This window comes from Nocardia sienata NBRC 100364, from assembly GCF_001613205.1.
GTDB classification, from domain to species: Bacteria; Actinomycetota; Actinomycetes; order Mycobacteriales; family Mycobacteriaceae; genus Nocardia; species Nocardia sienata.
Genome location: NZ_BDBX01000008.1, coordinates 125,960 through 138,703, shown reverse-complemented (window position 1 = coordinate 138,703; position 12,744 = coordinate 125,960). Strand labels below are relative to the sequence as shown.

At 67.4% G+C, this 12,744-nt stretch carries 12 protein-coding genes and 2 pseudogenes; 7 read left to right on the top strand and 7 right to left on the bottom strand.

Going from position 1 to position 12,744, the window contains the following annotated elements:
- The first annotated feature begins 63 nt into the window (after positions 1 to 63).
- Positions 64 to 1,254: a ferredoxin--NADP reductase gene (locus NS4_RS08175; protein ID WP_063058887.1), complete on the top strand. Its 1,191-nt coding sequence runs from the start codon at positions 64 to 66 to the stop codon at positions 1,252 to 1,254.
- Between the two features lie 59 nt (positions 1,255 to 1,313).
- Here the strand turns inward: NS4_RS08175 and NS4_RS32920 are convergent.
- The 3 genes and pseudogenes from NS4_RS32920 to NS4_RS08160 all read right to left on the bottom strand — a co-directional run.
- Positions 1,314 to 1,547, bottom strand: a pseudogene (locus tag NS4_RS32920) (S1 RNA-binding domain-containing protein); the annotation flags it as partial.
- Positions 1,548 to 1,571: 24 nt separating this feature from the next.
- Entirely contained in the window at positions 1,572 to 2,807 is a 1,236-nt protein-coding gene (locus NS4_RS08165) for a S1 RNA-binding domain-containing protein (protein ID WP_063058885.1), read from the bottom strand.
- A 287-nt stretch (positions 2,808 to 3,094) separates the two neighbouring features.
- The gene (locus NS4_RS08160; protein ID WP_063058884.1) at positions 3,095 to 3,964 is read right to left on the bottom strand and encodes an alpha/beta fold hydrolase; all 870 of its coding nucleotides are present in this window, start codon (positions 3,962 to 3,964) and stop codon (positions 3,095 to 3,097) included.
- A 114-nt stretch (positions 3,965 to 4,078) separates the two neighbouring features.
- Between NS4_RS08160 and NS4_RS33290 the strand changes: the two genes are divergently transcribed.
- Both NS4_RS33290 and NS4_RS08150 read left to right on the top strand, forming a co-directional pair.
- Positions 4,079 to 4,279, top strand: a complete 201-nt coding sequence (locus NS4_RS33290) for a helix-turn-helix domain-containing protein (RefSeq protein ID WP_063058963.1) — start codon at positions 4,079 to 4,081, stop codon at positions 4,277 to 4,279.
- Positions 4,280 to 4,397: 118 nt separating this feature from the next.
- The gene (locus NS4_RS08150; protein WP_063058883.1) at positions 4,398 to 5,060 is read left to right on the top strand and encodes a HipA N-terminal domain-containing protein; all 663 of its coding nucleotides are present in this window, start codon (positions 4,398 to 4,400) and stop codon (positions 5,058 to 5,060) included.
- A gap of 25 nt (positions 5,061 to 5,085) precedes the next feature.
- On the opposite strand, the gene NS4_RS08145 is transcribed toward NS4_RS08150, so the two are convergent.
- The gene (locus NS4_RS08145) at positions 5,086 to 5,793 is read right to left on the bottom strand and encodes a DUF6924 domain-containing protein (RefSeq protein WP_157105938.1); all 708 of its coding nucleotides are present in this window, start codon (positions 5,791 to 5,793) and stop codon (positions 5,086 to 5,088) included.
- 228 nt (positions 5,794 to 6,021) lie between these two features.
- Between NS4_RS08145 and NS4_RS08140 the strand changes: the two genes are divergently transcribed.
- The 4 genes and pseudogenes from NS4_RS08140 to NS4_RS08130 all read left to right on the top strand — a co-directional run bounded on the left by NS4_RS08140 (position 6,022) and on the right by NS4_RS08130 (position 9,204).
- Entirely contained in the window at positions 6,022 to 6,945 is a 924-nt protein-coding gene (locus NS4_RS08140; protein ID WP_063058881.1) for a crotonase/enoyl-CoA hydratase family protein, read from the top strand.
- A pseudogene (locus tag NS4_RS08135) lies at positions 6,942 to 8,044 on the top strand (class I adenylate-forming enzyme family protein); the annotation flags it as partial. The gene NS4_RS08140 and the pseudogene NS4_RS08135, both read left to right, overlap by 4 nt.
- 45 nt (positions 8,045 to 8,089) lie before the next feature.
- On the top strand, positions 8,090 to 8,542 hold the full coding sequence (locus NS4_RS33840; RefSeq protein ID WP_369690205.1) for a class I adenylate-forming enzyme family protein: 453 nt from the start codon (positions 8,090 to 8,092) through the stop codon (positions 8,540 to 8,542).
- On the top strand, positions 8,539 to 9,204 hold the full coding sequence (locus NS4_RS08130) for a TetR/AcrR family transcriptional regulator (RefSeq protein WP_245665171.1): 666 nt from the start codon (positions 8,539 to 8,541) through the stop codon (positions 9,202 to 9,204). The genes NS4_RS33840 and NS4_RS08130 overlap by 4 nt, the downstream gene beginning before the upstream one ends.
- 3 nt (positions 9,205 to 9,207) lie before the next feature.
- On the opposite strand, the gene NS4_RS08125 is transcribed toward NS4_RS08130, so the two are convergent.
- The 3 genes from NS4_RS08125 to NS4_RS08115 form a co-directional block, all read right to left on the bottom strand.
- Entirely contained in the window at positions 9,208 to 10,452 is a 1,245-nt protein-coding gene (locus NS4_RS08125) for a cytochrome P450 family protein (protein WP_063058880.1), read from the bottom strand.
- 74 nt (positions 10,453 to 10,526) lie between these two features.
- On the bottom strand, positions 10,527 to 11,795 hold the full coding sequence (locus NS4_RS08120) for a carboxylesterase family protein (protein WP_063058879.1): 1,269 nt from the start codon (positions 11,793 to 11,795) through the stop codon (positions 10,527 to 10,529).
- On the bottom strand, positions 11,792 to 12,670 hold the full coding sequence (locus NS4_RS08115) for a VOC family protein (protein ID WP_218020320.1): 879 nt from the start codon (positions 12,668 to 12,670) through the stop codon (positions 11,792 to 11,794). The genes NS4_RS08120 and NS4_RS08115 overlap by 4 nt, the downstream gene beginning before the upstream one ends.
- Positions 12,671 to 12,744 lie beyond the last annotated feature (74 nt).

The window sequence follows — 12,744 nt, the reverse complement described above, 5'->3', positions numbered from 1 at the left end:
CTATCCGAATTTGAGAATATCATTCTCGCTTGGATAGAATCTTAATACCAGAGGGAGGCGACCATGGCGAGACCACCGTTGTTCCGGCGCGCGAAGGTGACGCGCATCGTGAAGGAGACACCGGACACCCGCACCTTCGTGCTGGAACCGCACGACGGCCCCTTCTCTTACCAGGCCGGCCAGTTCTGCACGTTCAAGGTCATGGTCGACGGCAAGCCGTACTTCCGCTCGTACTCGATGTCGAGCTGCCCGGTGACCGATACCGAGTTCATGACCACGGTCAAACGCGTACCCGGCGGCACGGTGTCGAACTGGATGCACGACAACCTCGGCGAAGGCGACGAGGTCGAACTGACGGTGCCGACCGGCCGATTCTGCCTGCGTGAAGGCGATGTCCCGGTGCTCGGGTTCGCCGGCGGCAGCGGGATCACCCCGATCATCTCGCTGGCCAAGAGCACCCTGGCGACCACCGACCGCGACGTCCGGCTGCTGTGCGCCGACCGCGATCGCACCTCCGCCATCTTCGAAGCCGCCCTGGACGAACTGGCCGCCCGCTACCCCGGCAGGCTGACGGTCGTACGGCACCGCGACGACGAACACGGTTACGTGGATGCCGCGAAGGTCCGCGAATTCGTCGGCCCCCACACCTCCGGCGACGCCTACATCTGCGGCCCGGAACCCTTCATGGAACTCATCGAGAACGCACTACCGGGTCCGGGGCGGATCTTCTCCGAGCGGTTCGGCGGCGCCCCGGCCAAGCCCGCGGCCGGCGCACCGAATCCGCCTGCGGCACCGACCGTCTCCACCACGAATACGCCTACAGAGGCAACCCCGAGTCCTCCTGCGGCGTCGGCCGGTTCCACCGCGGCCGCAGCCGTGTCGAGTGTTCCCACCACCCCGGCGTTCGGCGCCGCCCCCGTGGCGCAAGCGACGAGCACCGGCACTTCGGCAGCCACCCCCGCGCAATCCGGCGCCACCGGGGAGGGCACGGTGACGATTTTCCTCAATCGGAAGAGGAAGTCCGTCCCGCGCCGCGAGGGCGAAACCCTGCTGGAGAGCGCCCGCCGAGCCGGGCTCACTCCTCCGTTCTCCTGCGAGTCCGGTAACTGCGCCACCTGCATGGCCAAACTCACCGAAGGCAAGGCGACCATGCGGGTCAACGACGCCCTCACCGACGACGACCTCGAGGAGGGCTACATCCTCACCTGCCAAGCTGTCCCTGATACCCGGTCGGTGACGGTCCGCTATGAATGAGCCGGTGCCGCCGGGGCCCATAGCGGCGGCGTTCCGCGCGGGCTGGGCGACATCGTCGATCACCTCTCGTGGCGGGGTGTACGGGCCTGTCTCCGGGACAGCGTGATGCGGCGCCGGGCGAGATCGACATCGATGATCTTCACGGCTATGACGTCACCGACCTCGACGACGTCTCCGGTCGATTCATCGAGCTCGCTGGTGTGCACGAGTCCTTCGAAGCCGTCCGCGCGGTCTTCTATGCGCACGAAGACGCCGAACGACACGATCTTGGTGACCGCTCCGGTGATCACCTGCCCGACCCGCGGCGCTACCCGGGGTCACGGGTCTTCCTGCATTGCGCGGAGCGACAGCGCAACTCGTTCCCGGACCATATCGACATCCAGCACCTCGGCCGTGATCTGCCGGCCGAGGCCGACGACATCGGCCGGGTGGTGGACCGGCCGCCAGGAAAGTTCCGGAAGGTTGATCATCGCGGTGCAGCCGCCGATGTCCACGAACGTGCCGCCGAAGTCGGCGATCAACGTCACCGTGCCGGTGACGACCTGGCCGCGCCGCAGTGTCTTCAGGAAGGCCCAGTCTTGGTCGCTGGGTGTCGGTTCGGTCTGCCAGCGCGCCCGGAGAACACCGTCGCTGTCGGGCAGGACAGCGGTGAACAGCGGGTGCCGCTCATCGGTGACCAGGGATAGGACACCGGCAGCACCCGCGCCGGCGATCCGGGAGATCACTGCCTCGAACTGGGTATCGTCGGCGACCATGCTGGTGATCCGCCCGGACTCGTCCTCCCAGAGGATCTCCACCAGGCCCTCTTCGGGCAGCGCGGCTATGGCGGTCCCGACGTCGGTGAGCAGATCCGGCCAGACCGCCAACCGGGCGCGAGGGGTCAGCGCGGCGCGCACTGCCTCGAGGTTGTCGGCGGTGAGACGGTGCCATCGGGAAGCGTTCGTGGCGTATGTCTCCTCCAGGAATGTGGCGCGGTGGGAGCCGACTGTCCAGTGCAGGCGAGCCCAGAAGTCGGCGTCGGCCGGGCGCTGCTCGTACCCGGGGTCGTCGGGGACGAAGTCGTACGGCGATGCGTCCAGGGGCTCCGGGTACAGCCCGAGCGCGCGGGTGCGGGCCAGTGCCGCCTCACACGGGCGGTCGCTGCCGATGTAGAGGTACTGGTCCCGGCCGACGTGCACCGCGAACGCTCCCTCTGTCTCGAGGCGGCACCGGGCGCCGTTGTCGCGGAGCATGGCTCGGACGAGTTCCAGGCCGGTGGCGATCGGCACCAGCGCACCGTCGTGGAAACCGGTGAGGCCGGCGGGGAACAGGTCGGCCAGGCCGTAGCCGTCGACCGGCGGCTCCAGCCCGAAATGGGCGAAGCCTCCGATCTCCGGCTCGCGAATGGCCACCCGGTCGACATCGGTGTCCTCGGCGAAGGCGGCGACGGCCTGCAGGTACGCGGCTTCGACCGGTCCGTGGTCGCTGGTTGCGGGCTCGGCGCCGGTGTAATGGCCGTGTTGATCGCGGTCGGCGGGGTCGTACTTGGTGACCCGGTAGACGTAGGGCAGCACGTCACCGCCCGCCGGGTGTCGAAAGCACCGAAGCGTTCTGGTGGCGTTCGAGGACGGGGGCCGGGGCCGAACAGGGCCGCTCACGGTTGGTGCCGGTCGGTAACGTACAGATCACCGGACATCTTAACGCCACAGCCGGTTGCCCACACGCGCCGAGCCGCACCGGGCAATCGTCCGCTCGGAGTACCGGTCGCGCGGCAATTCCCGCTCCGCTCGGCAGCGACCCCCGCTTCCCCGCCGGCAGCACGTCGGCGTCGGCCCGGCGCCGATGTGCTGCCGCTACGGGCTCACTCCTGATCGTCCAGAACCTCCCGCAGCCTGCGTGCGAATTCCTCGGGCTGCCCGGCGTAACCGAATTCTTCGTCGAGGAAGCCGCCGTGATGACTCGGGAACACGGTCGCGCGCTGACCGAACAATTCGGCGGTGGCCACCGCGGTGCGACCGGTGAGCGTGTTCCCGGTTTCCGCTCCCACCGCGATGACGATGCGGGTCGGCGCGGCGGCCGCTGCGGTGGGGTCGGGCCGATAGCTGGTGACCGCGCGTGAGCGGTCCGACAGCAGCGGGTCCTCCCGCGACCCGTCGTCCTCGGCCGGCATCCCGAACAGGGCGGGGTCGGCGGCCGGTTGCGCGAAGTACTCGTCGGTGAATTCGCCCTGCCATGAGGTCATCGCGAGAAAGGCCGCCATCCCGGCACCGAAGCCCTTTGCCTCGTACGCGTCACGAACGGCCACCCGGGCACGTTCGGCCGCCGCGGCATCGGGCAGCACCGGGATCAGCGGCGGTTCGTGCGCCACCAGCGTGATCACGTCGCCGGGGTGGACCGCCACGAGCGCGAGCGCGGTCACCGCACCGCCGCTGCTCGCGAACATCTCGACGGGACCGGCGCCGAGCGCCTCGACAACGGCATGCACGTCCTCCGCCTGGACCTGCGGCTCGTGATCGACGCGGCCGTCCTTGCGGACACTACGGCCGATGCCCCGCGGGTCGTAGGTGACGACGGTGCGGTCGGGAAAATACGAGGCGAGCGCCCGGAACCCGGCCGCTTCCATGGGCTGGCCGATCATGAACAGCGGCGGCCGTCCCCCAGCGGTGGGCAGCGGGCCGTGCACGTCGTAGACGATATCGGCACCGGCGGTTTCGAGAGTATGCGTCGACATACCGGTGACGACGCCATCCGGGCCGACAATTCATCGCGCCCCGACCGGTCGGCCAAGCTCAGATCCGGTCCGGCGGTGGCCACGCAAGCCTTGCAGCGGAGGCAGGAAGAACCGGTGAATCGGGTGCAGCGTATCGGCGCCGATATCCGCGCTGCCCGCCGCCGGTACCGACTCACTCAGGAGCAGCTCGCCGATCTCGCCGGAACATCGACCCGCACGGTCCGCGATATCGAGCACGGGACCGGGACAACAGGGATCGGAACGGTCGCCGAGGTCGCAGATGTCCTCGGTCTCACACTGGAACTCCACGGATGACGGACCTGACCCGCCTCCGCGCTGTTCGCGCCGCAGACATCTACAAGTCCGGCCGACGAGCGGCGGCGATGACGAAGAGCACCGACGGAACACTCGAGTTCCGCTAACTTCCCGAATATTGACTGCATCCGATCGACCGATCGCCACCACGCTGCCGCTGACCGACGCGCCGATCCGCACTTTCGGAGGAAGTCTGCCGGCCTACTTCGCGGGGTTGCTCCCCGAAGGACACCGGCTGTCGGTACTGCGACGGGCGGTGAAAACCGGCCTCGACGACGAACTCACCCTGCTACTGGCGGTCGGCACCGACGCACCCGGGGACGTGCAGGTGATACCTCATGGAGAACCTCTGGTCGAGGTTCCGGCACTCGTCAGCGGCGAGTCCCCTGCCGATCTGGACTTCACGGCCTTGGTGGAGAAGGTCGACCCCTCATGCGCTGCCGGGTGTGCAGCAGAAGGCCAGTACGTCCATGATCAGCACGCCCCTCGCGGCCGGTTTCGGTCGGTTCATCCTGAAACTGTCGCAGGAGGCACACTGATCTATGACGATGATTCGATGGCCCTGCCGATAGGCGGCCGAACCCGCGAACTGAAAGCACGCGACTGGATCGGCTTCGCCGCCGAGATCGGCCTACCCGACCGTGGCGCAGCTTCCGCACGCGCCGTCGCACTGCGCGCTGCGGATGCTATCGACTATGGCCGGCTCCCTTTCACCGGCTCACCGGTCCGAAAAGTCGAACGCGAATTGGGGTTCCGCCGCAGCGAGTTGCAGCGGCTGTAAGTTCGATCGCGGCCGCTGGAGGCCCTCAGGCAAAACCGCGGAACACACCGTCCGGGTCGGCGGCGTCGGCGAAGTCCTGAAAGTCCATATTGGCGATGGACAGATTGTTTTCGATGCCCCACATCTCCGACGGGAGGATGCGGACCGTCCGGCCGCGAACGTGGCCGGTCTCCTCCGGGCCGGTGTCGACCGCGAGGATCGGATGTTCGGGGTCGGTGAGGGTGACGGTGTCGGCGAGGAAGACATGGTAGGTCGGCTGATCGCCAATTTTGCCGAGCAGTGCGTCGATGGACAAGCCTTCGTTCTCCGGATTATCGATACAGGTCAGCGTGGCAACGAATTCGGCGTCCTCACCCACGCCGGGCGCCATCGCCAATGCGGCCACGACCCGCCACGCCTCGTCGTCGCCGAAGTCGGTCCGGATCAGCAGCGACACATCGTCTTCGAGGTAGTCGTCCAGGTTGCGCCCCGTCCCGAGCGCTTCGGTGAGTTCGGCACACGCCCGCGCGGCCGCATCGGCCGTAATACTTTCGCGGTCCTGTCCGGCACCGTCCGGTGAAACGATAGAGGCGATGATCCGTTCACAGTCGACACGGGCCAGTGGGATGTCGCTGCGGATCTCGAATGTCCATGCGCCCAAATGCTCTCGGTGTGCTATCGGTGTACTCCTCACCGCGGGTTCCGGCTCTGGTTCGCCGGTATCGGTTTGCCACTGGCGCAGGGTGAACGACATTCGGCGATGGTAGGGCACCGCACCGACACCCGGAATCCACTCCTGCAGCGCCGGCGTTCCGACCCTTCCGGTCACAGCCCGTGGCACCGCAGCCCGGCGATGTACGGGTCGTGGCAGACGGTGCGCGGTTGGTCCGTAGGGCAGCGACGGACAGGCCACTCCATTGACAGTCCAATCGGACTGTGAAAGCGTTCTCGGCACCGACGCCGCCGAGATTGGAATGCCGAGATGACTTTCGCCGGTAATACGGTCGACTACGCAGTACGAGACCATCGCGCCTACCTCACCCTGAACCGCCCGGAGCGGCTGAACGCGATCACCGGCGAGATGGCCCGCGAGATCGGTGAGGCCGTCGCCGCGGCGAATGCCGACGATTCCGTGCGGGTCATCGTGATCCAGGGAGCCGGGCGCGCCTTCTGCGCGGGCTACGATCTGAAGCTCTACGCCGAGGGCGGCGAAGAACATCAGGGCGCGGTCTGGGATCCGATCAAGGACTTCCGGATGATGAAGGCCAATACCGACCACTTCTTCTCGCTCTGGCGTTCGGCCAAGCCGACCGTCGCCAAGGTGCACGGTTACGCGGTGGCGGGCGGTAGCGATATCGCCCTGTCCTGCGACCTGGTCGTGATGGCCGAGGATGCCCGGATCGGGTATATGCCGGCCCGGGTATGGGGCTGCCCCACGACTGCGATGTGGGTGTATCGCCTCGGCGCCGAACGGGCCAAACGGATGCTGCTCACCGGTGACACCATCGACGGGATCCGGGCCCGGGAGTGGGGGCTGGTCATCGATGCGGTACCGGCGGCCGAACTCGACACCGCGGTCGAAGACCTCGTCGACCGGATGGCCGGGGTCCCGACCAATCAGCTGGTCATGCAGAAAATGATGATCAACCAGGCTTACGACAACATGGGCCTGCAGACCACCCAGAACCTCGCCGTCCTCTTCGACGGCATCACCCGTCACTCCCCGGAGGGCCGCTGGTTCGTCGACTTCGCCCAGCAACACGGCTTCGACGCCGCGGTCCAGTGGCGTGATACCGGTCGTTTCATTCCCGACGGCGGTGGCGACATCCCATCCGACGACGAAATCGCCCGCATGAAACGCGAACTCGACGAGCGAGCGGCCGCCACGGCGGAGCACGGCCGATGACCGCGCTCACCCGATCTGTATGGCCGATCGACACCAGCAGCCCCGTGCTCGAACTCACCGTAGGTGAGCTGCTCCAGCAGGCGGCCGCCGAGGCAGCGGACCGGACCGCGCTCGTCTCGGTCGCGCCCGACCGCAGTGCCCGTACCTGGACCTACGCACAGTTGCTCGACGATGCCGAACGTGCGGCGGCCTGGTTGCTCGACCGTTTCCGGCCGGGCGAGCATATTGCGGTATGGGCGCCGAATGTCCCCGAATGGCTCGTACTCCAGTACGGCGCCGCCCTCGGCGGTCTGGTGCTCGTCACGACCAATCCCGCGCTGCGCGGGCCCGAACTCGAATACGCGCTCGACAGGTCACACGCGGCCGGTGTCTTCTACACCGACAGCTTCCGGGGCACCGATATGGCCGCGCTGATCGGCGCCGTGCTGCCGGCAGTACCCGCGGTGCGGGAATCCGTTGTCTTCGAGGGCTGGCTCGAGCAAGTGCGCCGCACCGCCAAGCGGTCGCGGTTACCGGTTGTCGATCCGCGGTCGGCCACTCAGATCCAATTCACCTCACCGGCCGGGCGAAGCCGGCGGTACTCGCGCACCGGTCGATGGTGACCAACGCGGCCTTTGTCCGTGACCGCTGCGGCGCATCTCCGGGAGCGACATTCGCCACCGCGCTGCCGCTGTTCCATACCGCCGGCTGCGGTCTGGCCGCACTGGGATCGGTGTACCAGCGGGCCACACTCGTGCTCGCCGAGGTCTTCGATCCCACAACGATGCTGACGGCGATCCAGGATCATCGCGCCGAGATCTACGGTGGCGTGCCCACCATGCTGCACGCCTTGCTCGCACATCCCGGGCTGGCCGATTTCGACCTCGGTGCGCTGCGGGTCGTCATGTCCGGGGGCGATGCCGTCCCGCCGGCCCTGGTCGACAGCTGGGCGAAGGTCTGCGGCGCCGCGACCAGCGCGGTCTACGGTCAGACCGAACTCGGGCCGGTCGTATGCCAGACGAGTCCATCCGACAGCCGCGAGGACAACCGGTTCACGGCGGGCCGGCCTCTGCCCGGAGTCGAAGTGTCCATCATCGACCCCGGCACCGGCGCGGTGCAGCCCATCGGGGTCGAGGGCGAGATCTGCGCCCGTGGATACCAGCAGATGATCGGATACCTCGATATGCCCGCCGAGACCGCACAGACGATCGATGCCGAGGGCCGGTTGCACACCGGCGATCTCGGGACGATGGACGCCCGCGGATACCTCCGGGTCACCGGGCGGCTCAAGGACATGATCATCCGCGGTGGGGAGAACATCTATCCACGCGAGATCGAACAAACCTTGGCCGCGCACCCCGCGATCGCCGATGCGGCGGTGTTCGGCATGCCCGACGAAACCTGGGGCGAAAGCGTGGCCGCCGTGGTCCGGCCGGACCCGGCAGTGCCGACTCCCACGCGTGAGGAACTGCACGTTTACCTGCGGGAACGGCTCGCTCCGCACAAGACTCCCAAATCCTGGTATGTCGCCGAGAGCTTTCCTGTCAACGCGATGGGCAAACTTCAGAAATTCCGGCTTCGCGACCAGATCGCCGACGGCCGGCTGGAAGCATTGTGAACCGGAAGCCGGTGCGCGCCGAAGGCGGGGAAGGTTCGGAGCGGCCGCCTTCCGCGTCACCGGCAGCGCGCGCGGCGATTCCGACCCGTAAGGAGCAGCATGCGAGAACGCATGAGGCGCTGCTCGACGCCACGATCCGGTGTCTGGTGGAGCACGGCTACGCCGGGACGACTACCCAGCGGATCCAGGAGGCGGCCGGAGTATCGCGGGGCGCGCTCCTCCATCATTTCCCTTCGAAATCGGAATTACTGGTGGCCGCTATCCACCACATCGCCGACATACGCCTGCGGCACCTCGGTGAAGTGGTCGCAGATCTCGGCGATGGCCCCGAGGCTCTGGCACAGCTGGTCCACGCGATCCGGTCGGCAATGACCGGGCCGCCCTTTCAAGCCGCCCTCGAGCTGTGGGCCGCCTCCCGCACCGACACGCAATTGCGTACGGCGCTACTACCGGCGGAGAAGCGGCTTGGGTCCGCACTCCGCGTGATCTTCCAGCAGCATGCGGGCATCGCCGATCCCGCAGCGGCCCGCACGGCCTTCGAATCGCTCATGGCACTCGTGCGCGGACTCGAACTGACCCGCCTCATGCGTGCCGATCCGACCGTGGCCGATCGGATCGTCGACGACTGGCTGCGCAGCGTGGAGCGGATGCGCGACATCTGACGGCTATACCGGCCACAGCGGGGGTGACGGCGGAAAGACGACGGGTAGCGCGGTCAACGCGCGATGGAACGCACCTGTACGCCAGGTCAGCTCATCGGCCGGCACCGCCAGCCGGATCTCGGGTAGGCCGTCGAGTAGCTGGTCGATGGCATCCTGCGCGATCAGGTAGGCCAGCGAACTCGCCGGACAGACGTGCGGCCCCCCACCGAAGGCCAGATGCGCGCGGTTGCCCGCATGCTGGTTCGTCCCGATCACCGGATCGGTGTTACAAGCGGCCATACTGATGATTACGGGCTGATGGGCCGGCAGCCAAACACCGTCGATGAGAATCGGCTGTTTCGGGAACGTGAAGCAGAAATTCGCCATCGGCGGATCGTTGAACAGCACCTCGTCCAGAGCGTCCCGAGTGGACAGGCTTCCGTCGAGCGCCCGCTCACCGAACTGCTCGTCGGTGAGCATCAGTCGCAGCGCGTTGACGATCAGATTCTGCAGCGGTTCGATACCGGCCCCGTAGAGCGTGCCCACCTGGTTCATGAGCTCGGGCTCGGTCAATGCGCTCGAATGCCGCATCATCCGTGTCGTCACATCATCACCGGGTTCGGCACGTTTGAGTTCGACCAGATCCGCCAGCGATTTCATCAGCATCTGGGCGCCCTCCTCCGCGCCGACGCCCTCGAACATCGCCGCCATACCGGTCGCGGCCCGCTGCGCGATCTCGGTGGGGCAGCCCAACATCGCGTTCAGCACCGCGAAGGTGAGCGGAAACGCGTACTGCCGGATCAGGTCCGCGGATCCGTCGCCGCAGAAGGAGTTGATCAGCGGAACAGCTATCTGCTCCACGGTCGCGTGCAGGCCGAACGGGTCGACCTCGGCCAGCCCCGCGACGATGGCCTGCCGGTAACGCGCGTGTTCGCGGCCGTCGTTGCGCCGCGCGTTCGGCCGCCACTGCATGAGCGGCAGTACCGGGCAATCCGCGGGAATATCGCGCTGCCACATACGCGGATCGGCCGGGAAATGGTCCGGATCACCGAAGATACGCAGCGCGGTGTAATAGCCGATCACCAGTGTCGCGGGCACGCCCGGAGCTACCTCCACCGGAACCAGCGAGCCGTACTGTTCCCGCATCGCGCGATAGGTGCTGTGCGGATCGACCGCGAACTCCGGTACATACAGCGGGATCCGTGGGCCGTCGGTACCGGTCGGTGAGCTGCGCGTGGCCCGGGGCGATAGCTGGTCGGAATGCGTCACCGGACGAATCCTAGGCACCATACCGGTGCGATATCGGCGAATAGACGCAGTCGTGCCCGGCCGACAGCCGGTTTTCAGCCGAGGTCCGGTGGTGCCAACTCGGCGCCGAACAGGTGGGTGGTGCCACGCGCCCAGCCCGGGGCGCCCTCCCGAACGAAATCGGCCCACGCACCCATGACCCGGTCGGTGAGGCGGGCCGGGTGTCGTCCACTCAGCATCGGCGCGTGCTGCCAGGCAGCGGAATTGCCGAAAACGAAAGGCAGTTCGAGGCAATGGCACGCACCGAACCGGCTCTCCGGAGGCGACCAGTCGAATCGATAGACCCACGGTGCATTGCGTCGCGCGAGCAGCAGCGCGAGTCGGCGTGTGGGCCCCGCGAACAGCCGCTCGGTCACCGCCCGCACCCGCGCCGGCTCGCCGGGAGTGAAAGCGGCCGCCTCGTCGCGTGTGGTGCCGATCATCAATTCGACCTCACCGCCGTTCATTCCCACTGCGGTAATCGGATCGGCGGAAACCAGGTCGCCGTCGGCGACCAAGCGGAATGGAGGAACGGGTTCGGCAGGGTCGGCGGTTCGTCGCATGACCGTCGACTGCGCAGTGAGGAGCGCGGTGACCGGCACGTCGGCGAGCCGACCGGCGTCACGCGGTGCGATGGCGAGCTCCTCCAGTACCAGCGCACCGATACTTTCGGCCTCGTCCGTTGTCAGTGCGTTCATTCCCGCCGGGGTGCTCTGCAGTACGGCTCGCCGGAACAGACCGTTCGCGCGCTCGCCCGCGAGCAAGGTCAGGATCGACAGCGCCCCCGCGGACTGACCGGCGACCGTCACCGCGCCGGGATCCCCGCCGAACCCCTCGATATTGTCGTGGACCCAACGCAGTGCGGCCAGTTGGTCGAGCAGCCCGAGATTGCCGGGGCTCACCCCCGGCAGGTACAGGAATCCCAGGACACCCAACCGATAATTGACGGTCACCACCACAATGTCTGCGCGGGCCGCCAATTCGGCACCGTCGTACCAGGGCAGTCCCCCGGACCCGCTGACGAATCCGCCACCGTGCAGGAAGACGAGCACCGCCCGGGAGCCTCCACCCGGCGGCGTCCAGACATTCAGTGTCAGACAATCCTCGGCTTGCGCGACCTCGACATCACCCATCACCGCGGCCAGCCGTGAGGGCAATTGAGGCGCCGCCGGGCCGGGTCGCACGGCATCGAGGACCCCCGCCCGAGGCGATACGGCCGCCGGTGGCGCGAACCGGGCGGCGCGGGCATAGGGGATCCCCCGAAATGCGGTAACCGGGCCGGACGTGGTTCCCCGGACCTTGCCACCGGTGGTGTCGACGATCATCGCGCCGCGCCGAAGAACAGCCCGCAACCGCACGCGTCCCGGCCGGAAACGAAGAATCCGGTGCCAGTGGTCCGCGTCTCGGTGCCCGCTTCCTCGACGCATTTCCGGGCCCGGCCGATATCGTCGACCACAACGGTCAGCGCCGCCAGATACGACGGCGCCGGCGCGGTCTCACCCGGCAGCACCTCCGGTGCAGCCGACGCGGATACGATCTCGATGCGCGCATTGCCGCGGCTCAGGACGGTCGCTGGACCGGCGGTCTCCGGCGTGACGCCGAGAACATGCTGATAGCGCCCTACGACGGCGTCGAGTTCGGCGTCGGCGACGACGATCAGCAAAGCGTTCAACCCGAGGGCACCGTTCGGGTGGGTCAGATAACGCGGTTGCAGAACGTATTCACGGGTGAGGTGCTGGGCGACACCGATATAACCCTCGGCCGTCGAGCGCGGATCCAGATGGACCGACCGGGCCCGCAACACCGCCGGGCCGTCCTCGGTGTCGACCGGCCGCTCGAGATCCAGCACCCCGGAAGTCCGCAGCCCGGCCGCGCCCAGTCGCGCGTCGGTACCCTCCGCATCCGCGGTCTCGAAGCTGAGAATCCGCAGCCCTTCGTGCTGCTCCACCATCTGCTTGGTATGCCACGGGTCGGGGGCGGAGTCGTCCACGATGCCGAGCAGCTCGATATACGAATCACCGAACAGCGCACACATATTGGCTGTACATCCCGCCGTCAGTGGGGCTCCCGGACGCTCGGACAACATATGCCGCGACCGTGGGCTCAGGGTGAACCCGAACGACCGATACGTCGCCTCCATGGTGTCCAGATCGCGATTGACGATCCCGACGTGGTGAAATCCGTTGATGTCGTGTCCCATGGCGACAATCGTCGACCGCCGTCGGCCTACGACCACGTCATCCGCACGTTTACGCCGCATTCCGACACCGGACC

Coding starts and splice junctions, on each gene's coding strand:
- NS4_RS08175 (WP_063058887.1), top strand. CDS start 64: ATGGCGAGACCACCGTTGTTCCGGCGCGCGAAGGTGACGCGCATCGTG.
- NS4_RS08160 (WP_063058884.1), bottom strand. CDS start 3,964: ATGTCGACGCATACTCTCGAAACCGCCGGTGCCGATATCGTCTACGAC.
- NS4_RS08145 (WP_157105938.1), bottom strand. CDS start 5,793: ATGTCGTTCACCCTGCGCCAGTGGCAAACCGATACCGGCGAACCAGAG.
- NS4_RS08140 (WP_063058881.1), top strand. CDS start 6,022: ATGACTTTCGCCGGTAATACGGTCGACTACGCAGTACGAGACCATCGC.
- NS4_RS33840 (WP_369690205.1), top strand. CDS start 8,090: ATGATCGGATACCTCGATATGCCCGCCGAGACCGCACAGACGATCGAT.
- NS4_RS08120 (WP_063058879.1), bottom strand. CDS start 11,795: ATGATCGTCGACACCACCGGTGGCAAGGTCCGGGGAACCACGTCCGGC.
- NS4_RS08115 (WP_218020320.1), bottom strand. CDS start 12,670: ATGGGACACGACATCAACGGATTTCACCACGTCGGGATCGTCAATCGC.